This is a genomic window from Psychrobacter sp. YP14, assembly GCF_003209315.1.
GTDB lineage: Bacteria > Pseudomonadota > Gammaproteobacteria > Pseudomonadales > Moraxellaceae > Psychrobacter > Psychrobacter raelei.
On sequence record NZ_CP029789.1, the window covers coordinates 338210 to 364036 of the forward strand.

Annotated in this window: 22 protein-coding genes; 8 read left to right on the plus strand and 14 right to left on the minus strand. The window is 45.9% G+C overall.

Features of this window, described 5'->3' with window-relative positions; translation table 11 throughout:
• Window positions 1-182: 182 nt before the first annotated feature.
• The 3 genes from DLE54_RS01430 to msrA form a co-directional block, all read right to left on the minus strand.
• Entirely contained in the window at window positions 183-1148 is a 966-nt protein-coding gene (locus tag DLE54_RS01430) for a D-hexose-6-phosphate mutarotase (protein WP_110816012.1), read from the minus strand.
• A 70-nt stretch (window positions 1149-1218) separates the two neighbouring features.
• Complete coding sequence (locus tag DLE54_RS01435) at window positions 1219-1911, minus strand: thiopurine S-methyltransferase (RefSeq protein ID WP_110816013.1); 693 nt, start codon at window positions 1909-1911, stop codon at window positions 1219-1221.
• A 156-nt stretch (window positions 1912-2067) separates the two neighbouring features.
• On the minus strand, window positions 2068-2595 hold the full coding sequence (msrA, locus tag DLE54_RS01440) for a peptide-methionine (S)-S-oxide reductase MsrA (RefSeq protein WP_011959578.1): 528 nt from the start codon (window positions 2593-2595) through the stop codon (window positions 2068-2070).
• A 151-nt stretch (window positions 2596-2746) separates the two neighbouring features.
• Here msrA and cmoA point away from each other — a divergent pair, with 151 nt between their 5' ends.
• The 5 genes from cmoA to DLE54_RS01465 all read left to right on the plus strand — a co-directional run bounded on the left by cmoA (window position 2747) and on the right by DLE54_RS01465 (window position 7275).
• Window positions 2747-3571, plus strand: a complete 825-nt coding sequence (gene cmoA / locus DLE54_RS01445) for a carboxy-S-adenosyl-L-methionine synthase CmoA (RefSeq protein ID WP_110816014.1) — start codon at window positions 2747-2749, stop codon at window positions 3569-3571.
• Between the two features lie 12 nt (window positions 3572-3583).
• Window positions 3584-4150, plus strand: a complete 567-nt coding sequence (locus tag DLE54_RS01450) for a bifunctional adenosylcobinamide kinase/adenosylcobinamide-phosphate guanylyltransferase (protein WP_110816015.1) — start codon at window positions 3584-3586, stop codon at window positions 4148-4150.
• Window positions 4151-4175: 25 nt separating this feature from the next.
• Entirely contained in the window at window positions 4176-4751 is a 576-nt protein-coding gene (locus DLE54_RS01455; protein WP_110816016.1) for a hypothetical protein, read from the plus strand.
• Window positions 4752-4913: 162 nt separating this feature from the next.
• Window positions 4914-5975 (plus strand): tRNA 5-methoxyuridine(34)/uridine 5-oxyacetic acid(34) synthase CmoB, encoded by a 1062-nt coding sequence (gene cmoB, locus DLE54_RS01460; protein WP_110816017.1) that lies wholly within the window; start codon window positions 4914-4916, stop codon window positions 5973-5975.
• 127 nt (window positions 5976-6102) lie between these two features.
• Window positions 6103-7275 (plus strand): DUF1176 domain-containing protein, encoded by a 1173-nt coding sequence (locus DLE54_RS01465; protein WP_110816018.1) that lies wholly within the window; start codon window positions 6103-6105, stop codon window positions 7273-7275.
• 34 nt (window positions 7276-7309) lie between these two features.
• Here DLE54_RS01465 and DLE54_RS01470 read toward each other — a convergent pair whose 3' ends face one another.
• Window positions 7310-7540, minus strand: a complete 231-nt coding sequence (locus DLE54_RS01470) for a DUF2788 domain-containing protein (protein WP_011959582.1) — start codon at window positions 7538-7540, stop codon at window positions 7310-7312.
• Between the two features lie 284 nt (window positions 7541-7824).
• Here DLE54_RS01470 and argS point away from each other — a divergent pair, with 284 nt between their 5' ends.
• The 3 genes from argS to DLE54_RS01485 all read left to right on the plus strand — a co-directional run bounded on the left by argS (window position 7825) and on the right by DLE54_RS01485 (window position 11475).
• Window positions 7825-9654 carry an arginine--tRNA ligase gene (argS, locus tag DLE54_RS01475; RefSeq protein WP_011959583.1) on the plus strand — a complete coding sequence of 610 codons (1830 nt, stop codon included), beginning with the start codon at window positions 7825-7827 and terminating at the stop codon, window positions 9652-9654.
• A gap of 147 nt (window positions 9655-9801) precedes the next feature.
• Entirely contained in the window at window positions 9802-10629 is an 828-nt protein-coding gene (locus DLE54_RS01480; RefSeq protein ID WP_110816019.1) for an SPOR domain-containing protein, read from the plus strand.
• A gap of 87 nt (window positions 10630-10716) precedes the next feature.
• On the plus strand, window positions 10717-11475 hold the full coding sequence (locus DLE54_RS01485; protein ID WP_011959585.1) for an IclR family transcriptional regulator: 759 nt from the start codon (window positions 10717-10719) through the stop codon (window positions 11473-11475).
• A 93-nt stretch (window positions 11476-11568) separates the two neighbouring features.
• Here the strand turns inward: DLE54_RS01485 and mmsB are convergent, their stop codons facing one another.
• The 10 genes from mmsB to clpX all read right to left on the minus strand — a co-directional run bounded on the left by mmsB (window position 11569) and on the right by clpX (window position 25705).
• Window positions 11569-12510 carry a 3-hydroxyisobutyrate dehydrogenase gene (mmsB, locus tag DLE54_RS01490; protein ID WP_110816020.1) on the minus strand — a complete coding sequence of 314 codons (942 nt, stop codon included), beginning with the start codon at window positions 12508-12510 and terminating at the stop codon, window positions 11569-11571.
• A 113-nt stretch (window positions 12511-12623) separates the two neighbouring features.
• Window positions 12624-13907 carry an enoyl-CoA hydratase/isomerase family protein gene (locus DLE54_RS01495; protein WP_110816021.1) on the minus strand — a complete coding sequence of 428 codons (1284 nt, stop codon included), beginning with the start codon at window positions 13905-13907 and terminating at the stop codon, window positions 12624-12626.
• A 49-nt stretch (window positions 13908-13956) separates the two neighbouring features.
• Window positions 13957-14739: an enoyl-CoA hydratase gene (locus tag DLE54_RS01500; protein ID WP_110816022.1), complete on the minus strand. Its 783-nt coding sequence runs from the start codon at window positions 14737-14739 to the stop codon at window positions 13957-13959.
• Window positions 14740-14930: 191 nt separating this feature from the next.
• Window positions 14931-16097, minus strand: a complete 1167-nt coding sequence (locus DLE54_RS01505) for an acyl-CoA dehydrogenase family protein (protein ID WP_110816023.1) — start codon at window positions 16095-16097, stop codon at window positions 14931-14933.
• A 243-nt stretch (window positions 16098-16340) separates the two neighbouring features.
• A complete protein-coding gene (locus DLE54_RS01510) occupies window positions 16341-17828 on the minus strand; it encodes a CoA-acylating methylmalonate-semialdehyde dehydrogenase (RefSeq protein ID WP_110816024.1) in 1488 nt (495 codons plus the stop codon).
• A gap of 150 nt (window positions 17829-17978) precedes the next feature.
• On the minus strand, window positions 17979-19367 hold the full coding sequence (locus DLE54_RS01515) for a GntP family permease (protein WP_110816025.1): 1389 nt from the start codon (window positions 19365-19367) through the stop codon (window positions 17979-17981).
• Window positions 19368-19494: 127 nt separating this feature from the next.
• Window positions 19495-21507, minus strand: coding sequence for a propionate--CoA ligase (locus tag DLE54_RS01520; protein ID WP_110816026.1), 2013 nt, complete (start codon window positions 21505-21507; stop codon window positions 19495-19497).
• 225 nt (window positions 21508-21732) lie between these two features.
• Entirely contained in the window at window positions 21733-22941 is a 1209-nt protein-coding gene (locus DLE54_RS01525) for an MFS transporter (protein WP_227535373.1), read from the minus strand.
• A 198-nt stretch (window positions 22942-23139) separates the two neighbouring features.
• Window positions 23140-24069 (minus strand): SDR family NAD(P)-dependent oxidoreductase, encoded by a 930-nt coding sequence (locus DLE54_RS01530; protein ID WP_110817267.1) that lies wholly within the window; start codon window positions 24067-24069, stop codon window positions 23140-23142.
• A gap of 358 nt (window positions 24070-24427) precedes the next feature.
• Window positions 24428-25705, minus strand: a complete 1278-nt coding sequence (gene clpX / locus DLE54_RS01540; protein WP_011959594.1) for an ATP-dependent protease ATP-binding subunit ClpX — start codon at window positions 25703-25705, stop codon at window positions 24428-24430.
• Between the last annotated feature and the right edge of the window lie 122 nt (window positions 25706-25827).

Here is a 25827-nt window from a genome sequence, read left to right on the forward strand (position 1 = left end):
ACACATTGATAAAAAACGAGTAAGCAAATCCAGCCAACTTAAGACATGGGCTTTTTAAATGGTTTATAAGATTATAAACAGCGCCAGGTTAGGGTAACCAAAATACAGCGTAAATAAAAGGTATACAGCAGTTTGGTTACCATAACAAAACGACGGGACAAGGTGAGGTTAAGGTAGGCAGGCTAATGAGCTTGGGATAGGCTTAAGCTTAAGCTGTGGGTTTGGCCTGATTGCAAGGTGACGGCATCCAAATGGGCATTGGCGGTCTCGATACACAGCATACGTAGGTAGTCATCCTCGGCAAATTGGCTGACCTGCTTGGCCTTTTTGATCCACGGATTCCAAACAACCGTACTATTGCTGCCTGTAGCGATAAGCTGATAGCGCTGGGTAGGGGTGGTGAGGGTGATGTCTGGCGCGCCGTGATAGATACGGTCAACTTCACCCTGAAAGCTGATATCACCTTGCTGGGTCTTGGTTTGCCAGCCACCATTTGTCGCATCTGTCTGTAGCGTATCACTATAATTGACACCATCAAAGCCACCAATCACCGTTTGCGTAATATCTGCAGTGGGCAAATAGGTATGCAGCGCCTGCGAGAAATGCACAGTATGCGCCTCTTGATTTTGTGTGGTCAGCTTAATGTTAACGCCCTGATCATTAAAGCTAAATGTCACTGTCAAATCCAGCTTGGGCGAGCTGGATCCTGTCAGCGTTAATACCAGCTCTGAGCTCTTACTATCACCAATCTCACTGCTAAAGCGCTCAAAATCAAAAACCTGTGTGCGGGCATAGCCATGCTGAGTTACATCATACGGGCTATCTTTAAAGCTTGTTTTAACCGCTTCAGGATTGGCACTAAACAGCCCAAATACCGGCCAACATAGAGGCACGCCGCCTCGCACTGAATCTTGAGTGTCGTATTGGGCCTGCGCGCTGACCCACAGCCAGTTATCGCTAACATGCTGCGGCGCTAATTGCTCAAAGTCTTTTGTGGGCAGCTTGCCGCTAGAAAAATAAATCAGCTGAGCACCTTGTAGTAATACAACCGCTTGATACGCCGGAGCACGGATATCTAGGGCATCTAGTGCGCCAATTTTAATACGTTTAACTGTGGCGGCTGGGCTGGACAAAACAGTATGCGGCATAGGTAAATAGTCATCAAGTCTGTGGTAAATGCAGGGAGAGAGGCGCTATAAATGCAGGGAGATAGGCCGGTTACGATTGGTTAATTAATCGCCAAGCTTGGTTAATCAAGCGGTCAGTCGGTTCAAAAGCATCTTGACCTAAAAACTCAACCTGATACGCCTCTTGATAGTAACCATAAATGGCGTCATCTGATACCACAAAAGGCGGCCCACCTTGCTGGCGGCTCAGACGCGTGGCCTCATCCATCGCTGGCGCATTCAGCGCAAAATTAAGCAGCAATTGCGGCGCAGTTTGGGTTAGCTTTATGACTTGCTGTACGTATTGACGGCGCAAGTGAGTGGGCGCTTTATCGGGCATGGCCACCAAAGCGGCTCTATCATAAACGGCATCGATAGTGCCCACATCAGTAGGGCTCAGCTCAAAGATATCGCCTGCAAAGATTTGGATCAGTCGTCCGGCATATTGGCCTTGATAGATATTCATAGACTCATTTTTAGGATGCTTAGTGATACTCATCTCGATATTGTTTTCTGAAAAAAACTGCTGTACTGCGCTATCTATCAGCTCTGAGCCAATCACATCATAGCCTTGCTCAGCCAGCCAAAGCATATCTATGCTCTTGCCACACAAAGGCACAAAAACACGGCTGGCAGGGACTAGGCTAAGAGACTTAAAGTAGCTGACCAAAAGCTGGTTTGGCTTTGCTTGATGAAAGCCTGGCTGCGGGTTTTGCCATTTTTCTTGCCAAAATTCAGGATTCATAATGACTCGCTTAGTAACAAAGGTATTTTTGTGGTGAGACAATACAGTGAGATTAATGATAACCCATTATCTATATATTGACTCACAAAAAAATGCTGGCGCCATGATTCATGATGCCAGCAACAGTGTTCAACATAAAGGTGTTAACACGCAGCCCTATTTGGCCATATATTGCTTAAATTCTTTACGTAGTTTGCCTAACTTAGGCGGAATAACCGCTTGGCAATAGCCTTGGGTTGGGTTTTTATTAAAGTAATCTTGATGATAGTCTTCTGCCACATGGAACTCATGAACAGGATGCACTTCAGTGACGATATCAAGTCCCATGTCACGCAGTTTATTGATGGTACGGTCGATGGTTGGTTTTTGAGTTTCTTCATCGGTATAGAAAACCACTGAACGATATTGACTACCGATGTCATTGCCCTGACGGTCACGAGTGGTAGGATCATGCGTGGCAAAGAAGATATCTAACACCACCTCTAAAGGCACAATAGTGTCATCAAAATCAACGCGCACCACTTCGATATGTCCGGTAGTGCCAGAGCAGACGTCTTTATAATTGGCCAAGTTGGCATCTTCGCCGCCCATATAGCCTGAGGTGACTTTTTGCACCCCTTTTACCGACTGAAAAACAGACTCGGTGCACCAAAAGCAGCCGCCGCCTAAAATAATTGTTTGCATGGTTTGTCCTTATTATTCGCTTATTTTATTCACTTACTCTATTCACTGATTAACGAGCTCGGTGTTAATTCTAACAAAATACAATCAGCCGATAAGTTAAAAACAGTAATGTTATAATACAGTGTGTTCAAAATTGAATAAGAGACTTGATATGTCTAATACAACAGATGCCGATGCTAAGCACCCTCAGTCCAATATCCTTGTTGAAGAAACTGTGGTGTATGACAATGTGTTTACCACACCGTTAGACAAGGCCGCGCGCTTTTCATTTGATGAGCAAGTGGTGGCCTGTTTTCCTGATATGATTCGCCGCAGTGTGCCAGGATACGGGCAAATGCTGGCAATGTTGCCGATTTTTGCCAAGCGTCATTGCCAGGCTGGCCAAGTAAATGCTGAGGGTAAACGGGTCAGCCGAGTCTATGACCTGGGGTGCTCGCTGGGCGGGGCCACCATGGCGCTGCTGAATGAAAAAGGCGGCTTTAGCAAAGAAGAGCTACAAATTAAAGCGGTAGACATCTCGCCGGCAATGACTCAAAAAGCTGAGGTATTGCTGCAACAGAACTATCCAGAGCACGATATCGAAGTCATTACGGCTGATATTCGCGGATTTGAGCTTGAGCCTTGCGATATGGTGATATTAAACCTAACCTTGCAGTTCTTACCGCCTGCTGACCGCACTCAGGTATTAAAAAACATATATGATGCGCTTAATGACGGCGGTATTTTGGTATTGACTGAAAAGACCCACACCGGCGATGAGCAAGATGATGCGTGGTTGGTTGAGCGCTATTATGACTTCAAGCGTGCCAATGGGTATAGCGAGCTTGAGATTAGCGGCAAACGTAATGCGTTAGAAAATGTGCTAATTACCGACGCTTTAGATCAGCATCATCAGCGTCTAGCAGAAGTAGGCTTTAATCGTAGTTTGACCTGGTTCCAGTTTTTAAACTTTGCGTCTATGATTGCGTTTAAGTAGGGTGGCGTTTGAGTGATTCACTACATAACCGGCGGCGAGCGCTCAGGCAAAAGTAGCTTTGCACAAAGCTTAGCTGAGCAGATGAGCGCCACGCCTTATTATCTGGCGACTTCTCGGGTGCTCGATGAGAATTTTGCTAAGCGTGTTCAGCGCCATGTCCATGACAGAGCAGAGTCGAGCTGTCAATGGATAACCATTGAAGCGGATTTGAATTTAACAGAAGCATTACAGCGCTATTTTAATCAGCACAAGTCTGATTCAGAGCAATATAACCACATACCTGTCATTGTTATCGACTGTGTTACTTTATGGTTGACCAATTATGTGATGGATTACAACTATGACATTGAGCAGTGCTTGACGCTTGCCAAGCAAGAAGTTGACTCTCTAGTGACTTTTGCCAATCAACACAGCGCCACCCTGTTTATTATCTCCAACGAAATCGGTATGAGCTTGCACGCCAGCACCGCTGAGGGTCGACAGTTTGTGTCGTTACAAGGCTGGGTTAATCAATATCTGGCACAAGTGGCGGATAAAGCGACTTTGGTGGTGTCAGGGTTGCCTGTGGTTTTGAAGTGAGAAGTATATTAAATAAGGTCATAATATGGTGCCATTTTCACTTGAACAAAAGATTCATCAAGTTATTACCGGAAAGTTGAGCCTAAAAGACTTTGAGCAATGGATGTATCAAAATGAGGATTTGGCGTCTGTAAATCCAGACTTATACCTTGAACTGATTTCTTTTGATTATAGCCATGAGTATAGTCTTAAAGCATTTCAGCTTAGCTTTGCAAAATATGTTGGTTTTCATAAATTTGAAGCAGATTTAATAAAAGAATACTTATATTCAATTATTAATAGAGACGGTGATTATATTCACTCTATTCGAATGTTATATGAGTTTTATTTTATAGGATATGAGTTTTTACAAAAGCTAGGCTTGAGTTACGGGCTCTGGGTTATGCATGCCCAAACCTCGGATTCACATGGTGATGTTAACGATATTGTTGAAAGTTATTATCCCGATATTGTTTACGATACTAAAAATGCATTGCATTGGTTAGAGTCTGGTAACATTGTCTTTAAAGCAGAAAAATGTGATTTAGGTGGTTTTGAATATGATGATTTGCGTAGTGAAGATGAGAAGATAAAAGGGTATGTCATAACGACGGAGATTTAATTTAAGTAGCACTATTCTATCCATTGTTTGCATTTATATTTTCACCCAAAATTTTTTCAAAGTTCACCCTAAGCGCATTACCCTTTATAATAGCGACCTTTATTATCAAGCCGAACACCAAACATAACGCCGAATTAAACATATCAACACAACGAAGCCTCTATGACAAACCAAACCATCGCCACTGCCGAACGTGAACTGTACCTTGCCTTGATAGGGCGCGCGAAATATCGGCCTATTGCCAATGAATGGTTGGCAAATCTACCCAAATGGCTGTCTGATATTAAGGACAAACGCCGTTATGCGCATGCACCGGCTTATCTGTCTTCGGTTGAAAACCTACCGACAATTGATGTCCAAAGCGTTGATTTAAACAGCGATATTTTGACCATCAATGCAGAGTTGACAGACGGTCAAAACAAGCAAATTACCGCTTTAATGAAGCAATTAATGCCATGGCGCAAAGGCCCGTTTCAGATTGGGACAGGTGAGAACAAAGTGTTTATCGACACTGAATGGCACAGTGATTGGAAATGGAATCGCATAAAGCCTCATTTAGGTACTTTACAAGGCCGTTATGTGCTTGATGTCGGTGGTGGCTCAGGCTATCACGGCTGGCGCATGGCAGGGGCAGGGGCTAAGCAAGTGGTTATCATTGACCCCTCTTGCCTTTTTTATCATCAGTTTATGGCCATTCGTCACTTTGTGGCAGGCTTCGATACTGATATGGACAGTGATAGAACAGGCGTCGGCTACCGCACTCACTATATTCCTGTTGGCTTAGAGCAGTTACCCTCAAGCTCAGATCAAGGCAATCAATTGTTTGATACCGTATTTTGTATGGGGGTGCTATATCACCGTCAATCACCATTTGAGCATTTGATTCAACTCAAAAACCAGCTGATAAATGGTGGGCAATTGGTGTTAGAAACCCTAGTTATCGAAGGCGATGCCAATACCGTACTGGTGCCGCACAATCGCTATGCGAAGATGAATAATGTTTATTTTATTCCCTCTGTAGCAGCGTTAACCGGCTGGCTAGAAAAGGTTGGTTTTAGTGAGGTTAAGTGTGTGGATATTGATATTACCTCAACCAAAGAGCAGCGCGCCACAGACTGGATGAGCTATCAATCGCTCAAAGACTTTTTGGATCCCAATGACCCCACCAAAACGGTTGAAGGGTATCCGGCGCCCATGCGAGCAACATTAATCGCCACTAAGTAGCCCGCCCCACTTATTTGGCAATTCATTTAAAGAGCTTATTGCAACTGCATGTACCGTGCTACAGTTAACATATAAATCAATGCTCGTCGACATCTCTTGTCTAGGCGACACAACAGGAGCATGCCCCATGAATAAATTGCATTTGCTAAGCACTGCTTTATTTGGATTGTCGACGCTGATCACGTTACCTGCTGTGGCCGCAGAGGGCTATGGCAAGCCATTTGAGGATGGTGGCTACAGCAAAGACGACTGGCAATTGGTCTGTGATAATACGTTAACTTGCCGAGCGGCGGGTTATTCAAGTGAGGATAATCTGGATAGACCAGCTTCAATTTTAATCACGGCGATACCCAGGCAGAGCATCCCGAAAGTTGAGGTGCAGTTTGCAAGCGAAGAAGATGATAACGGCAACAACGAGATTGAGCTGTGGTTAAACGATAAGTTTTATGGGCAACTCAGTGCTGGTTCAGATGGGGCAGATGGTGGTGTTTATCAATTAAACCAAAAGCAGGCCCAAGCGCTACTTAGGCGAGCGCGTCAAAATACTAAAATAGACATAGTCGCCGTCTCTAATGTGGGTAGTAAACGTTGGCAAGTTAGCGATAAAGGTATGAGTGCGGTACTGCTTAAATTAGATGAGGCACAAGGGCGAGTCGGTAACGCATTGGCTTTAGTCAGTCATAGCCATCTGAATAAACAAGTGCCCAAATCAGCAGTAGCAAAACCCATTATTCACAAAGCGTTCGCTTATGCTGATGCAAAACAAACGACACTGTCGCCCTCAGCGCTTAACTATTTTAACGCTAATATTGAAAAATGGGTGAGGGTAGGCTCTAAACCATTAATGGGCAGCTCAGATGACATGGGGGCGTGTGAACTGGCAAATCCTAAGTCTGAGCAGTCTCAATCTTTTAGGGAGTATGCCACAGAGGGTCTTGACTGGAGCTTTGAGCGGGTAGATGCCACGCATACGCTGGCCAGTCATTTGTGCTGGCGTGGTGCTTATAATATGGGATATGGGTATTGGCTGATAGACCATGCCAAACCGAGTTCGCCTCAGCTTATCACCACCTCTGGCTCAGAGTATTCTGACGGTGAGATTTGGGCAATTCATAAAGCTCGCGGGATAGGGGACTGTTGGGGACAAAAACAGTGGGTATGGAATGGCCAATCTTTTGTACTTGCCACAGAAGCAACTACAGGTATGTGCCGCGGCTTTGCAGGTGGTGCATGGCAATTACCCACTCATGTCGCTAAGATTATCGAGCATAACAGTACCCAAGCGTCGATAGCAAATTAGCCGGTGACGCTTGGGCTGACTTGAAGTAGGGACTCTAAAGCACCCATTTTTCGAACACAACTTCTAGCACCAGCTTTAATAAAAAGCCGACGAAGCCTGCGCCTAGGGCCAAAAAAATCCAAAAAGTGCCGGCACGACCTGCATCAGATTTTTTGGAAATGTCCCACATAATAAAGAACAAAAAGGCGATAAAAATAGGCAGTAAGACGTACAGGCCCCACTTGGTTACGGTTTCAGCGGCAATAGCAAACACGGCAGCAAGCATAAATGCATTCCAAAAATAATGATAAAAATAGGAGGGTACTGTCTAAAACAGTGCTCAGAGTGTGATAAGTCAGTCTAGAGTGCCCCATTATAGAGGAGAGTGACCCCATAATGCCATTTTGGTGGGCGACTGATAACAAAACAACAAAAATGAAAGTTGATGGAAAAAGTAAGCTAACCTTGATATATTAAAGGGTTGCTCCAAATATATGAGTACCCTTTCAAATTTTGTATCAAAACCTTATCTCAATCCCAAATTCACTTAACTTCAGAGTTTAATAAATTATGTCGCAAGCTCAAATTGATGAAATCTTTGCATTACTAGATAGCGCCGCCAAAGTATTGATTGATCAAGGCGTATTGCCGGCCGATTGGCAGAATAACAGCCAGATCACGCGCAGCAAAAGCCCTGAGCACGGCGACTATGCCAGTAATATCGCCCTAACCGCTGCTAAAGCCGCCAAATCCAACCCACGCGCCTTAGCGGAGCAGTTGACAGCGGCCTTACCAGCCAATGACAGCATTGCTAAGCTAGAGATTGCAGGGCCTGGCTTTATCAACATCTTTTTAAATACTGATGCAAAATTTGCGGTATTGGATGCCATTTTTGCTAAAAATCAGAAGTATGGCTTAACCGATGAATTTGCGAATAAAAAAATTCAGGTTGAGTTCGTATCTGCCAACCCAACTTCTAGCTTGCATGTGGGGCATGGCCGCGGTGCCGCCTTTGGTATGAGTGTGGCAAACCTGCTTGAAGCTGTGGGCTATGAGGTGACTCGTGAATATTATGTCAATGATGCCGGTCGTCAGATGGATATTTTGGCCACCAGTACTTATTTGCGTTATTTACAGTTAAATGGCGAGCAAATTCACTTTCCAGTGGGCGGTTATCAAGGCGATTATGTGACCGACATTGCACAAACCATTAAGACCCAGCAAAACGACGCCTATGTGCACAGCTATGCTGATATCAGCGCAAATGCACCAGAAGATGAAGTCTCTGAGGTGAATGACGCCGGTGAAAAAGAGGTGGTCTCAGGGGATAAAAATGCACACATTGATGTGATAATTGCCAATAGCAAGCAAGCACTTGGCGATAACTATGCTGTCTTCTTAAATGCAGCTTTGAGTGAAATCTTGGGAGATATCAAAGACGATCTTAATGAGTTTGGGGTGCGTTTTGAGCGCTGGTTTAGCGAAAAATCCATAGCAGATGAAATTGAGCCGGTTTTGGCTGAGCTTGACAGCAAAGGCCATTTGTATGAAAAAGACGGCAACATTTGGTTCCGTTCTACCGACTTCGGTGATGAAAAAGATCGTGTGGTGCGCCGTGCTAATGGCCTAACCACTTATTTTGCTTCGGACATCGCTTATCACAAAAACAAATTTGAGCGCGGATTTGACACAGTAATTAACGTATGGGGCGCTGACCATCATGGTTATATCGCCCGTGTTCGTGCCGCTTTGACTGCACTGGGTATCGATGAAAAACGTTTGGAAGTTATTTTAGTTCAGTTTGTGGCATTATGGCGCGGTGAAGAAAAAATCCAAATGTCATCACGCTCAGGTAAATTTGTGACGCTGCGTGAGCTGCGTGAAGAAGTGGGTAATGATGCCGCCCGTTTTTATTATGTGGCACGTAAGCCTGAAGTGCACATTGACTTTGACTTAGAATTGGCAAAATCACAGAGCAAAGATAATGCCGTGTATTACATTCAATATGCTCATGCCCGCGTGTGCAGCGTACTTGAAAAATTAGCAGCCAAGGGTTTCGATGTGGACGACGCTCAAGGCAGTGCGCAACAACACTTATTAACCGCAGACGCCGAAAGTGAGCTGATTAAACTGCTGGCCGCTTATCCTGCGACCTTAAAGCGTGCAGCCACTGGTTACGATCCACACGTATTGACCAACTACCTAAAAGACTTGGCCTCCTTATTCCACGCTTGGTATAACGACAATCGTATCTTGCCGGTGAGCATTATTGCTGATGAGACACCAAGCCAAGAGGAGCTGGATATGATGCAGGCTCGCTTGCGCCTATCAAAGGCGGTGCGTCAGGTATTGGCCAACGGCTTAAGCTTACTGGGCTTGTCTGCACCTACTAGCATGTAGCAGGCTTTTGGTAGAATAAAAAGCTGCTAAAGTGATTAATTTAGCATTATAAGTTATTTGATATACTCGCTCATGTTAGTGACTTAATGGTTAACTTATAAATTGCCAACGAGCATGGCCTGACTGATTCATAAATGGAGAAAATTTATGTTAGCAAAAAAACCTAAAGGCGCGGTACAAAAGCGACAGGGCGGTGGGGTTGCAAGCTTACTGTGGATGTTCGTTGGCGCCATATTGACTGTCATGTGTTTGGGTGTGCTGTATCTTTGGAACCCGTTTGACTTAGGTAGCGAGACCAAAGCGGAGCAAAAAACCGTTGAGCCGATCAATCAGCCTAAGTCTGAGACCAATGACTTTGAGTTTTATGACTTGCTGCCCGATCAAGAGATGATCAGCGTGCCAGATGAAGCGGTGTTTGATCAAGATACGCAGACCACGACTGCCCCAGATGTGTTACAACCTGATGTGGTGGTAACCACGCCAAGTACCCAAACTCGTGATAATAGCATTCAATCTATTGATGATTTGGCCGGAGTACAAGACAACTCTACTCAGACACCGGTAAAACCAAATGCGCCGGCAGCCAGTGGGGATAATGACATTGTGATTGTGGAGGAGGAGGGGACTTATGATGACCCTACGCCGTCCACCAGTAGTGGCAACCAAACCAGTCAGAGCACAGGCCAAGCCAACCGAGTGACTCAAGCTGGCGTTAAGCCTGCTGCTGTTAGCAGACCACCGAGTTATATTCTGCAAATTAACAGCTTTAGTAGTGCTGATGAAGCAGATAAGCGCCGCGCCCAAGTGCTGATGGCAGGCGTAGATGCCAAAGTGGTTAAAAGCAAAATGAACAATGGTCAGGTGTTTTACCAAGTGGTGTCACCCACCATGACCAGCCGTCAAAATGTCGTGGCCGCACAGCAAAAACTACAAAATAATGGCATTGACTCGTTGATTGTTGAGCAGCGCCGCTGAGTCGTCTCTAAGCCAATGAGAGACATTAAGTAAGCCCGTTAGTTTTTATATTCAAAGGTATTTCTTACATTTAAAGGTATATGGATCATGCCCAAAGTCTCCTCTATTACTCGAGTGCTGCAAATCATTGAGGCGGTCTCTTATGCGGCAAAGCCCATCACACCTTTAGAGTTATCACAAGAGCTCGATATCCCCAAGCCCACCATCCATCGGCTGCTACAGCAGCTGGTAGATGAGGGGTTTGTCACCATAGACATTACCGGCGGCATCATTGCAGGACGCCGAGTGCGCAATTTAAGCGTTGAGCTGTGGCAACAGCGTCAGTTCTATAGTGAGCGTCATGTCATCTTGCAGCGTTTGGTGCGTGATGTGAAAGAGACGTGCGGAATTAGTGTGCCGCACAATATGCATATGATTTATACCAACCGGGCGAAGACGGATTTGCCGCTACAAATCTACTTGCCTGTGGGCGCTAAGTCGCCGATGTGGTGTACCGCAACCGGTAAGCTGTATCTGAGTCAATTATCGCCTGAGCGGCGCGATAAAATGCTACAAAACTTAAGCTTGGATAAATTCACCAAAAACACCATCACCGATGTTGATAAGCTTAATATTGAACTTGATGCGATTGCTAAGACGGGTATCGGTATCGACAATGAAGAGTTTATCTCAGAGATGGTCGCAGTCTCTGTTCCTATTTTGGATAAAAAAGATCGCTATTTGGCCTCGTTATATATGCACGCACCGACCGTTCGGGTGTCACTTGAGGACATGATGCAGTCGGTGCCTCGCTTGCAGGAAGCGGCGCTGGATATCCAGGCTTTGGTATATGAGCTACAAAGCTAACACCGCCCTCACCACAAGTATCATATACATCAATAAGCCCAAGTCAGTGACTTGGGCTTATTGTTTTAGCAGAGGGACTGTTAAATGTTAAAGTTAACGAAGTACACTGCTGTCAAAATGAGCCATGATACTCGAGAAGTCTTTTGTATTGTGCTCTTTGATATGCTCATCATACAAGGCTGCAGCTTGGGCACCCATAGGCACTTCGGCATTGATGTCTTCAGCGGCTTGTAAGGCCAAGTGCAAATCTTTGTGCATGTGCTGACTCATAAATCCGCCGCTATAGCCTCGGCTAGATGGTACAGTTTCAGATACACCAGGATAAGGGTTGTACACCTCTAGTGTCCAGTTGCGTCCTGAGCTTTGTAGCATAATATCTGACAACACTTTGGCATCTAATCCGTTTTTGACGCCCAAGTTTAAAGCTTCTGCTGTACCGCTCATTAGGATGCCCAACAGCATGTTGTTACAGATTTTGGCCACTTGTCCGGCGCCATTACTGCCGGCATGAAATATGTTTTTGCCCATGGCCTTTAAGATAGGTTCAGCGCGGTTAAAGGCACTGTCTTCACCGCCTACAATAAAGGTGAGCGTGCCAGCTTCTGCACCTGCGGTTCCCCCTGACACCGGAGCATCTACCATATCGATGCCTTTGGTGGTGGCGATACGAGCCACGTTTCTGGCGGCGGCAGCATCAATGGTAGAGCTGTCAATGACTAAGGTGCCACTGGGTAATTCTGACAGTAGCCCGTCGGCGGTCAGATGTGTTGCTTCAGCATCACCCAGATAGACCGTATTCACATGTTTGCTGGCCGGCAGCATGGTAATCACCACATCCGCACCTTGCACTGCTTGTTTTGGTGAGCTTGAGGTTGATGCGCCAGCGTCAGATAATTGCTGCTGCGCGGCCTCTGATAGGTCATAGACGGTGACCTGGTAGCCGTTTTTTAGCAAGTTTTTTGCCATAGGGCCGCCCATATTGCCCAGACCAATAAATGCAATTTTGGGGGTGTCTTTGGGGGTGTTTTGGGTCATATCATCGCTCCTTGATGAAAAAATAAAGAAATGAAAAAGTGAAAAAACAAAGAAATCATTTAAGTTATAAATTTGGGGTTAAGCAGTTTTTATAGCCCAAAGTAAGCGTGGTGTTAGCTTTGCGCCTCATGGGTTAGGTTCTGTGCCATCAATGAGCCTTTGCACTCAAAGCTCAGCCACTCTTGGAAAATATGCTCACCTTTTGGGTAAGGGTTGTCAAAGTGGCTATTGATATAAGCGCGACCTTCTTGGCTTAAACAGTGTTGCAGGGTGCGTGACCAATTAGGGTTTTTATCCTTATCGATAAGCAGCGCGCGTACCCCTTCTTTAAAGTCTGGATTATTGGCACAGTGCACTGCCACATTGGCCTCTACATACAAAATCTGCTCAAGCGATAAGTCTTTAACGCGGTGAAACAGCTCATAGGTTAACGCGGCAGTCACTGGGCAGCCAGCACGATAAGTGGCCAATGCCCGCTGAGTCCAGCTGTCTTCGGCGAAGTTTGGATCGATTTCGGCCAAGGCAGCATCGTCTTGTAGGCGTGCATCAATCTCTTTGAGCCCGCCGCTGACCATCAGCGTCTGAATGCTGGCCCAGTGCTCAGCCAATTTGCTCGGTTTGAATACAACATCTGCATTATCTGCAGCATTAGCCGACCGCTCAAGCTCCGCTAAGCTGTGATGAGCGACACGATGCGCTTGGCTGTAAAGCGCGCTGGAGGCTGGGGCATCTTCCCATGCGGCCGCTGCTAAGGTGTCAATGACTTGTTGATATTGGCTACTGGGCAGGGCATATTCGGCAAGGCTTGCAAACTGTGCATCACTGCCGTTACACATCGCACCGGTTAAGCCTAAAAACAGTCCAGTTTTGGCTGGCATGCGCTGTAAGAACCAACTGCCTGAGGCATCAGGGAATAGACCAATGCTAATCTCTGGCATGGCAAACTTGGTGGTCTCAGTCACAATACGGTGACTACAAGCGGCCATTAGGCCCATGCCGCCACCCATGATGATGCCATTGCCCCATAAGATAATGGGCTTGCCATAAAAATGCATTTGGCGATATAGCGCATATTCACTACCAAAAAAATCAGTGGCATAAGGGTTAGGCATCGGCGGATTATCTAGCATACTGTCATACAGCTTACGGATATCACCACCGGCGCAAAATGCTTTATCTCCTGAACCGCGCAGTAGCACAGCCACAACTTTGCTATCATTTTGCCACTGTGTGAGCTTCGCGCTCATTAGCTGACACATATCGATGCTCAAGGCGTTCAGCGATTTGGGCGAATTAAGCGTCATCTCACCAATCACATGACCTGACTGAGTGGTATGTGTGGCAAATAGGACAGAGGCTTCAGTAGAAGCAGCAGTTGATGCGATGTTATCGGACATATCGGTCACCTTGTTATAAACCATGAGCAAGAAGGGCTATGTGTGCAAGCTATTTGTTTTGCCAAGTGGGTTTGCGCTTTTGTAAAAATGCATTGACCCCTTCGGTTTGATCGGCAGTATCAAACAATTTGACAAACGCTTCACGCTCATTAATCAGGTTATACGCCGGCGGTGTGTGGCGAGCTGACTGCACCAGTTGTTTGGATAAGGTGACTGCGACTGGTGATTGATTGGCGACTTTTTGAGCAAGTTTTAGTGCTGTGCTTAAGCCTTCACCTTTTTCGACCACCTCTTCGACTAGACCGATACGCAGCGCAGTGTCTGCATCGACACGCTCACCGCACAAAATCATACGTTTTGCCCAGCCTTCACCGACCAGCCAAGGTAGGTTTTGCGTACCACCGGCGCAAGGCAATAAGCCAACCCCAGCTTCAGGTAGCGCCATAACCGCATGTGCCTCGGCAATACGGATATCACAGGCTAGAGCAGCCTCTAGGCCACCGCCCATCGCATAGCCATTAATGGCGGCAATGCTCACGCCGCGATAGTTCGATAGCGCTTCAAACGCTTCACCAAAGGCAATCGCCATTGAAATCGCGTTGCCTTTATCGCCATCCGCAAAGGTATTTAAATCGGCACCGGCTGAGAAGAATTTTTCGCCATCGCCATGGATGACTAGGGCATAGACCGAATCATTGTTATTTAAATCAGTGACCAGCTGTTTTAGAGCGGCTAGACTCTCTGCCGTCCAAGTGTGGGCAGGTGGGTTATTTAAGGTAAGGGTGGCCACATGGCCGTCAATCTTAAGATCTAGGTTGGTGTAGTTGCTCATAATATCCCTATTTTTTATATTCACTATTTTGTATGCTTACTAAGCGACTGGGCATCATTTTTTAAGCTTCTGGCTTTATCTCTCAGACAGTGCAAATAAATGAGTTCCAGTCATCATACCGCTTTAGTTTACGCATCTACTGTTACGATTATTGTAGCCAATAAGCTGCTGTCGACAGTCTGCTTTTATCACTAACGTAAGCTATCCAACGCGCCGTCACTCAACATTTTACGTGACACGATGACACGCATAATCTCGTTAGTGCCTTCTAAAATTTGATGCACACGTAAATCTCGTACATGACGCTCAAGCGGGTATTCGTTGAGATAACCATAGCCACCATGCAGTTGCAGTGCTTCATTGGCTACCGCAAAGCTTAAGTCTGTCGCTAGGCGTTTGGCCATAGCACAGTAAGTAGTGGCGTCTGAATGTTTTTTATCGACTTTATTGGCGGCCAAATATAGCATCTGACGTGCGGTAATGGTTTGGGTCAGCATATCAGCCAATTTAAATTGCACCGATTGCAGCTCGGCAATAGCGCTACCAAACTGTTTGCGTTCTTGCACATAGTTCAGTGCTGTCTCTAATGCCGCTTGAGCGGTACCGACGGCGCAAATACCGATATTAATACGGCCACCATCAAGGCCTTTCATGGCAAATTTAAAGCCTTCGCCCTCACTGCCAAGCAAGTTTTTGGCAGGGACTTTGACGTCTTTGAAATGGATGGTGCGGGTAGGCTGAGCTTTCCAGCCCATTTTGTGCTCATTTTTGCCGTAGCTGATGCCTTCACTGTGTGCATCGACCACAAAGGCAGACACGCCTTTAGGGCCGGCATCGCCAGTACGCGCCATAACCACTAAAATATCGGTTGAGCCTGCACCTGAGATAAAGGTTTTTTCACCGCTGAGTAGATAATAATCTTCGCCGTCTTGTTTAATGGCTTTGGTAGTCAAAGAGCCTGCATCAGAGCCGGCATTGGGTTCGGTTAGGCAGTAGCTTGATAATAACTCGCCGCTGACCAGTCTAGGAACAATGTCAGCGCGGACGTCATCTTTAGCATATTCGCCAATCATCCAAGTGACCATGTTATGGATGCTGATATAGGCGGCAACAGCGGTATCGCCCCATGCCAGCTCTTCAAAAACAATGGCAGAGTCTAAACGAGGTAGGCCGAGTCCGTCATAGTCTGGGTTGGTGTATAGTCCTAAAAAGCCAAGCTCGCCGGTTTTTTTAATCACATCCACAGGGAAGTGGCTGTTTCTGTCCCACTCGGCAGCGTTGGGTTTCAATTCCTTTTGGGCAAATTGGCGTGCGGTTTGCTGATACGCCAATTGGTCGTCGGTCAATGCAAAGTCCATGATGCATCCTGTTTAACAATTTAATGAGGTCGTGCGTTGTTAGTATTGTGTTTCTGACCTAAGTATAACAAGTAAACTATAGTGGAGTAGCTAATATATGAGCCGCCTCAAACGATAATGAAGCGTAAGCCAGATAGTGATTGAGCAGCCTATTTATATAACCATTAAAGAGTATATAAATGTTACCGACTATATGGCCATTATAGACTCAATCACTATCAAAGCTTGGGTTTTGCGTCAAATCTACATCGAAATCGTGGTGTTTACTTTACCTTTACTGGCTTCATCATCGAACCAGCGCGCGGTGACCGTCTTGGTCTGAGTATAGAACTGTACCGCTTGTTTACCATAAGGGCCTAAGTCGCCAAGCTTGCTGGCACGTGAGCCTGAGAATGAGAACATAGGTAGTGGCACAGGAATTGGTAAGTTAATACCCACCTGACCTACATCGATATCCTGCTGGAATTTATGCGCCGCTGCACCAGATTGGGTGAAGATAGCGGTACCATTGCCGTTCGGGTTGGCATTGATGATTTCAATGGCCTCATCAAGAGAGTCGGCACGCATGATGCACAGCACAGGGCCAAAGATTTCTTGACTATAAATTTGCATGTCTGTGGTGACGTTATCAAAGATGGTTGGACCCACAAAGTTACCGTTCTCATAACCTTCCACAGTAATGCCGCGGCCGTCTAGTAGCAGCTTAGCGCCTTCATCGACACCGGTTTGGATCAAACGCTCAACCCGCTCTTTGGCTTGTGGGCTAATTAGTGGACCTAAATCCTTGTCATGCTTACCGGCGGATACTACCAAGCCTTCAGCTTTGGCTTTAATCTCATCAATCCAGTCTTTAGCATCACCGACCAATACCACAACCGACAGTGCCATACAGCGCTGACCGGCAGCACCAAAGGCGGCACCCGCTAATTGGTTTAGGGTTTGCTCTTTGTTGGCATCAGGCAGGATTACCGCATGGTTTTTGGCGCCCATCATACACTGAACACGTTTGCCGGCTTTGCTGGCACGGTCATACACATGGTGACCGACATTGGTTGAACCCACAAAAGATACCGCTTTGATGTCTGGATGATCACAGATGGCATCGACCGTTGGTTTACCGCCATGCACCACGTTTAGCACGCCTTTTGGCACGCCCGCTTCAATAGCAAGCTCAACCAAACGCAGGGTGACCATAGGGTCTTGCTCTGATGGCTTAAGAATAAAGGTGTTACCGGTAGCAATCGCCATTGGGAACATCCACAGCGGAATCATAGCAGGGAAGTTAAATGGGGTAATACCAGCACACACACCTAAAGGTTGCCAGATGCTATAAGTATCCACACCGGTTGCGACGTTTTCAACAAAATCACCCATTTGTAAGTTGGCGATACCCGCTGCATGTTCAACCACTTCTAAACCACGGAACACATCACCGCGCGCATCGGCAATGGTCTTACCTTGCTCTGAGGTTAATAGCTCAGCCAACTCATCCATGTGCTCACGGATAAGGGCTTGATAGGTTAAGAAGATGCGGGCACGGGTAGTAATCGGAGTTTTGCGCCATGTTTTAAATGCTTCTTTGGCGGCAGCAACCGCTTCATTAATCTCGTCATTGGTGGTTTGTGGTACTTTGGCAATGACTTCTTGGGTGGCAGGATCGGTTAAATCAATCCATTCAGAGGTTTTAGAGTCGACGAATTGACCGTTGATGAGTTGTTTAACGTGATGCATGAGATGTCCTTATCTTTAATGGTTTCTATATAATGATACAAAGCATATCACTTTACAAGAAAAATTTTTTAAAATATACCCTATTTTATGTGCTATAGAGTGAAGCAATATATATGTTGTTTTGAAATAATTTATTTCAGGTAAAAATGGTTAGAAAGAGCCAAATACAGTTCCTAATATAATTACTACGATTAAAGCGATAATTGGAACCACTACAGCAGTGACAAAGATATCTTTATAAGATTCTCTATGTGTCAGGCCACAAATAGTCAACATAGTGATTACTGCGCCATTATGCGGTAAAGCATCTAAACCACCAGAAGCCAAAGCTGCTATACGATGCATTAACTGAGGGTCTATGTTGTACTGTTGGGCAAGCTGCATATAGTTGGCGCCCATAACCTCTAAAGCAATACCGAGACCTCCAGATGCTGATCCAGTAATACCCGCTAAGACGTTAACAATAATTGCTTCTGAAATAATTGGATTGTTTGGGGCAATACCCATCAAAAAGTGTTGGATAATTGCAAAACCTGCTAAGCTAGCAATGACAGAGCCATAACCTACTTCAGAGGCGGTATTAAAGATAGGTAAAAGTGATCCTGTTGCGCCTTTGTTTAGACTATCTGCTATGTTTTTAATGCGCTTAAAATTAAATGCTATAACAAATAAGCAAGCAATGGCTAAAGATATAATAATAGACCAAAGTCCTAAAACTGAGCTTAAGGTAACCCCACCAAATTTTTCATCTGCAAGATAACTGTTATCCCACAAAGGAATAATTATTTTAGAAAATAAGTAGTTTCCTCCTACGACTATAGCGATAGGTAGTAAGGCAACCCAGAAATTAGGAATTTTCCCACCCAAATCTAATTCTTTTTCATTTAAGGTATGAGTTCCATATCCTTCATTATTTTGATGAGCTAAACGTAACTGATGATTCATCCAAAGCATCCCACCACCTAACATTAGAACTGCAGAAATGAGACCTAGTCCTGGTGCTGCAAAGGCATCGGTTTGGAAGTAAGGCATAGGAATAGCATTATGAATGGCAGGTGATCCAGGAAGTGCAGTCATCGTAAAGGTGAATGCACCGATACTTATAGCACCTGGAATAAAGCGTTTAGGAATATTGACTTGTTTAAATAGTTCAGCGGCAATAGGGTAAACAGCAAAAGCTACTACGAAAACTGATACACCCCCATAGGTTAATATGCCACAAGCAATGACGACAGCAAGTAATGCATGTTTGTCGCCTAACTTATTAACGATATATTGAGCAATACTGTAGGCATAGCCAGAGTCTTCCATTAATTTTCCGAAAATAGCCCCTAATATAAATAATGGAAAATACTTAACTGCGAAACCACCCATACCTTCCATAAAGACCTGAGTGTATATACCCATTGATTCGCTGCCTTGACCGCTTAACACTACGGCGAGTATTGCTAATATAGGTGCAAGAACCAATACGCTTACGCCTCTATAAGCAAAATACATAAGTAAGGCTAAAGATAATAAAATCGCAAAAATACTCATATTTAGTTCCTTCTAAATGGTATTGCGAGTCCATAAAGCAGAGTGCTCAGACAGCACTCCCTCCAAACGATAAAGTTTAGTGACTGATAATAAATATTGGGTGAATACTTGGTAGCTAAGCGAGTGCTTAATAATTCTCAATAGCCGCTTTCACCGCATCAATGGCTGTCGGATCATCTAAGGTGGACATGTCACCTGTGTCCTGTCCTTCAGCAAGGGCGCGGATGGCACGGCGCAAAATCTTGCCGGAGCGCGTCTTAGGTAGGGCTTTGGGGAAATAGATGGCGGCAGGTCGAGCCAGTGCACCTAAAGACTTGGCCACCACACCCATGATTTGCTGCTCGACACGGAAGCGGTTTTCGGTCTCTTCAATAATTGATGGGTCGCGCAGGATACAAAATGCGATGGGCAGCTCGCCTTTTAGCTCATCTTTGATGCCCACCACACCCACTTCGGCAACTTCAGGGTGCTCGCTGATGGCCGCTTCAATCTCTTGGGTGCCTAAGCGGTGGCCGGCGACGTTAATGACGTCATCGGTACGACCTAAAATATGATAGTAGCCATCTTCATCAATCATGGCATAGTCTGAGCTTGAGTACTGTTTGCCATTAAATAGGCTGTAATAGCTTTTCATAAAGCGTTCATCATTGCGCCACACTGTGGTTAAGCAGCCAGGCGGTAGTGGTGCTGAGATGGCAAGCAGGCCTTTTTCACCAGGCTGGCAAGGTTCGCCGGTTTCTTCATTGAGTACTTTGGCGTCATAGCCATACATGGGGTAGCCTGGGGTGCCGGGTCTGTGCGCTTTATAGTCAAATTTGGGCACATGGCTTAAGATGGGCCAACCGGTCTCGGTCTGCCAATAGTGATCAATAATGGGGACGCCCAAATGACCCGATAGCCATTCGCCTGTGGGCTCATCGAGAGGCTCACCAGCTAAGAAAAAGGATTTGACGCTGCTGGTGTCATAGCGGGTCAGCCAAGATTCATCTTGTTTTTTGAGCATGCGCACCCCAGTAGGTGCAGTGAATAGGATATTGACCTTATTGGCCTCAACGATACGCCACCAAATCCCTGGGTTTGGGTTGTGCGGTAGGCCTTCATACATAATACTGGTTAGGCCGGCAAGCAGGGGCGCATAGATGGTATAGGAGTGTCCGACTGCCCAGCCGATATCTGAGATGGCCCAAAAGGTCTCGCCTGGATTGCCATCATAGATATAATCCATGGTAGTGGTCAGTGCCACTGCATAGCCGCCAGTGTCACGCTGAACGCCTTTTGGGGTACCTGTGGTACCTGAGGTATACAGCAAATAAGATGGCTCATTAGATTCAAGCCACACCGGCTCTACCACCGCGCGATTGTCACAGCTGATACGGCGCTCAGTGGCATAATCTACATCAATGGCTTGGCGCTCATAAGGCATAATCCCGCGGTTGACGACCAGCACATGCTCAGGCTTATGCTCAGCTTGCTCGACGCCTTGATTGACCAAGTTTTTATAGTTAATGACCTTACCACCACGCAGACCGGCATCTACGGTGATTACCAGTTTGGCCTCGGCATCGCTCATACGCACCGCTAAGTTATGCGCTGCAAATCCGCCAAAGACGACCGAGTGAATGGCACCAATACGAGTACACGCCAGCATGGCGTAAGCGGCCTCTAAAATCATCGGCATATAGATCACGACGCGGTCACCTTTGCCCACCCCTAAACGCTGTAAGACATCGGCGAAGTAGTTGACCTCTTTATACAAGCGGTTGTAAGTCAAGCGTCGCTTGGCATAATCGGTATAAAATTCGACATGATTATCAAGCGCTTTAAAGGCTTCGGCGACGCCAGGGTGGTTATCAAGCAGCTCTTGGTTAATCTCAGAGGACACCCAGACGAAGGCATCTTGCTCAGCACGCGCCTCTAAATGACGATCAACGCAGTTATAACAAAGATTGGTCTCACCGCCGACGAACCATTTGGCAAAGGGCGGATTACTGTCATCTAAGACTTGCTGTGGCGGCTTATGCCAATAAATGCGCTCGGCCTGTTTGCCCCAAAAAGCATTGGGGTCGCTAAGCGAGTTTTGATGCAGTTCAGCAAAAGATTCGGTGGCGGAGGTGACGTAGGGAGAGTGGGAGTGATTCATGGTGCTGTCCTTAGCTGATTAAAAATAGGCGCAAGTTGGCCCACGTAGATAGGCCACTGGCTCTGTTAGCAGTCCTTGCTAATACACAAAAGAAATGACAGTTAGCGGTCATTGTTATAAACGATACATATTTTATCGTTTTAGTGATATTCAATTTAACAAAATTGGTTGTCGTCGGTCAATTAAAATTATTGTTTTCATGGCTAAGTGCCGCTTAAATGGTCATTAATCTGCCGGGTTATTTGAGGTTTTTACCATGCCAATAGAGGCAATTAATAAGGCGATTACTTGTACCGTCAATAACACCCAGACCGTAAAGTGCCATTGGCCATAAGCATAAGCCAGACCACATAACCAGGCCCCTGCGGTGCCGCCAGCGTAATAGCCCATATAGTAGATACCTGAGGCCAATGAACGGCCATGGTGCACATTGGTGGCGATATAGCCTATGGTCGCTGACTGGGTAATGAACACCCCCGATGACATAATGCTAATACCAATTAAAATCAGCCACAGCGGTCCGCTAAGCGTAATGAGCACGCCCAGCATAGACATCAATACCGCGGTAATGATGGTGCGCACTGAGCCGAAGCGCTGCAACAGCTTGGTAGATAAAGGGGTAATGATGACACCAATTAAATATACCGCAAAGATGTTGGCCAGCTGTCCGGTAGTTAAATGGTAGGGCTGCTGTGCCAAATGCAGATTAATAAAGGTAAAACAGCCTACCAATGAGAATAACACACAAAACCCAAGCAGTGAGGCGGAGACCACATAGCGGTTGGTCAAGTGATTGCCCAAAGTGGTCAGCGAGGTGCGAAACTTGGGGCTGGCAACGAAATGCTGTGAGGCAGGTAAGGTCTTAGCCACCCAAAGCGCGCCGGCCACAGTTAATACAGCCATAAAATAATAAGCAATACGCCAGCCAACCCACTCATGCAGATGACCCAAAATAAAACGCCCTAAAAATCCGCCCAGTACCGATCCTGAGACATAATAAGACATTAATTCTGCAACCGCATGACCTTTAAATTCCTCGCCCAAATAGGCGATGGTCACCACTGTAATGCCCGGCACCGATAAGCCTTGCAAAAAGCGCCAAATGGTCAGACTCTCTATACTCTGACTGTGCGCAATCAGCGCTGTTGGTATCGCCAAAAATAACAACGCACCGACAATAATAGATTTGCGTCCCACCGCGTCAGAGAGCATGCCCAAAAAGGGCGACATGATTGCCACGGCCATCACTGTGGCGCCTACCGCCATACCGACTTGCACTTCGCTGGCCTTAAAATCAAGCATCAGCACCGGCAAAATTGACTGAATAGAGTACACCTGCAAAAACGCAAAGACGCCAATAAGCATGGCGGTCATTTTTAGTACAAAAGAAGGTGCTTGAAGAGAGTTAAAGGGGGTGGAAGAGTCAGTCTGCATAAAATAACCAATGTGTCTGTAACAAGGCTACACCAAGCATCAAAGCCATGCCCAGTACAAGCTGATTTATCAAGGTGAGTCGTCAGTTAGGGTTTATTGGCAGCAGCACATAAACTGGCAGGCACTGGCTCTTATTGCAAGTGCAAGACAGACCTAACTAGGATAGCTCATCATTGTATAGTGCTTGGTGCATTTGAACTATTGTTTCTGCGTAGTTGTGTGCTTGCGGCGCGATTTTTTGGCTTTGGCAGCAAGTTTGTTGGCTTTGTTCATGATTTTGCCATAATGCGAGGGGCAAAGGCGCTGCAGCAAATCAATTAACTTGGCGTCATCACCGATCAGGCAGCGGGGCTGATTTTTGGCAGCGGCCATTAGAATAATCTTTGCCGCCATATCGGGGTCAAATTTAAGTAATTTGTTAAAGCTTTTAAGGCCCTTAACACCGGTTGCCATCCCCAAGGCGCTGACGCTTTCGTTACCACGGGCGTTGTTGGCAATATTGGTCTTGATGCCGCCAGGATGCACTGAGGTAATAGACACACCGCTGCGCTCGATATCAAGCTCTTGTCGTAGACTTTCGTTAAAGCCGCGGATGGCAAATTTGCTGGCGTTATAGGCAGATTGTGCTGGCTGAGCAATAATACCAAATAGACTTGAGATGTTAATAATGTGACCGTGCTTGGCGTTGCCCGCTTGCTGCATGCTTTGTTTAATCAGCGGTAAAAAGGCTTTGGTGCCGTATACCATGCCCCAAAAATTAATGCCCATTACCCACTCAATATCCTCAACGCTCTCACCCTCAACTGTGGACGACAATGCCACGCCAGCATTGTTAAAAATAAAGTTTACCTGAGTGTGATCTTGCATGACGTGATCGGCCCAGCCAAATACAGCCTGTTTATCAGAGACATCTAGAGCTTGGGTAGTGATTTTAATCTCAAACGGCTTTAATAACTGCTCAGTCTCAGCCAAGTTTTTGGCGTTAATATCAGATAAGGCCAGATTGCAGCCGGCCTGAGCCAAGTTTAAAGCCAGCGCTCGACCGATGCCTGAGCCTGCACCGGTAATGGCTGCCACATGGCCTTGGTAGAAATGAGTAATGACCTCTTGGTCTATATATGGCGCCATAAAGGGGGCAATGGGGGATAAGCGCTGTTTTAAGGGCTGAGTGACTTGATGGACTAACGAAGATTGGGGGAGGGTCAAGCGAATTGACATGCGGTATCATCCTTGAGCGTTCATTGGGCAGTGTATGTAAAGCTGCTTAAAATTATTGCAATTGTGCCTGTCATCATAGGCCAGTTGATAGCCAGTGACAATAAGAAAGTGGCAATAAAAAAGTGGCATAAGAAAATAACAATTAACAAGTGGCATCAGAAAATAGCCATAAAAAAACGCTCACCGATTAAGGCAAGCGTTTTTTGGATAAAGCTAGGGCCGCTAAGATAACAGCGGTCATAAAGGCTTATTACAGCTTAAGGGCTGATTAAGCAATCTTAGGGGCTGCGCCCTCATTGATAACATCTTCATCGACCACAACCTGCTTCGCATCGCTCATAGAAGGCAGCTCATACATGGTATCTAGCAGTGCGTTCTCTACGATTGAGCGCAGACCACGGGCACCTGTTTTACGCTCCATTGCTTTGTGAGCAATGGCTTTTAGTCCCGCTTCAGTGAAGCTTAACTCAGCATCTTCCATTTCAAACAAGTACTGGTACTGTTTAACAATGGCGTTTTTCGGCTCAGTTAAAATCTGCATTAATGCCTCTTCATCGAGCTCTTCAAGCGTTGCTATGACTGGTAGACGGCCGATTAATTCTGGAATAAGACCAAATTTAATCAGATCTTCAGGTTCTACTTGCTTAAACAGTTCAGACAATTGCTTACCATCATCTTTTGACTTAACTTCAGCGTTAAAGCCAATGCCAGTTTTCTCGGTACGCTGCTGAATGACTTTATCAAGACCTGAGAAAGCACCGCCAACAATAATTAAGATATTACTGGTATCAACTTGGATAAGCTCTTGATTGGGATGTTTGCGGCCACCATGGGGTGGAATGGCAGCAACCGTGCCCTCAATTAATTTGAGTAGCGCTTGCTGCACGCCTTCGCCCGATACGTCACGGGTGATAGACATGTTCTCGCCTTTTTTACTGATTTTATCAATCTCATCGACGTAGATAATGCCTTGCTCCGCTTTTTCGACATCATAATCAGCAGCTTGCAACAGCTTTTGTACGATATTTTCAACGTCTTCACCCACATAACCGGCTTCGGTTAAGGTGGTGGCATCGGCCATCGCAAACGGCACATCCAGCATACGTGCTAGGGTTTGCGCCAATAAGGTTTTACCCGAGCCGGTAGGACCAATCAACAAGATGTTACTTTTTGACAGCTCAACCATGGCATCATCAGCGCCCAATTTGGCCTGCTTTTTATCTTCGGCCAATTTAGCGGCTACTTTTAAGCGTTTGTAATGGTTATAAACGGCCACTGATAATGCCTTTTTGGCGGTTTCTTGACCGATCACATAACCATCTAGATGTTCACGAATCTCTTTTGGCGTAGGCAGCTTTTTGGTCAGCCACGTGTTCACTTCACCGTCTTCTGAGTCGACAGTATTTAAGTCGCCCTCTTCAATTAAGTCTGTGCATAGCGCCACACATTCATTACAGATATTGGCGTCATCCGCTGCAATCAGCTGGGCAACTTCGTCTTTCTTTTTACCACAAAATGAACACTGTGGTGTTTTGTCCTTTGCCATGCTTGGCGCTCCTTAATAAGTGCTTCGCCCTCAAAACCCAGCTTTGAATGCCATAAGCCTAATAACAGGGCCATCACTCAAGGTGGGTGCAGGAGGGGTAAATTTAATACGATTTTAACCGG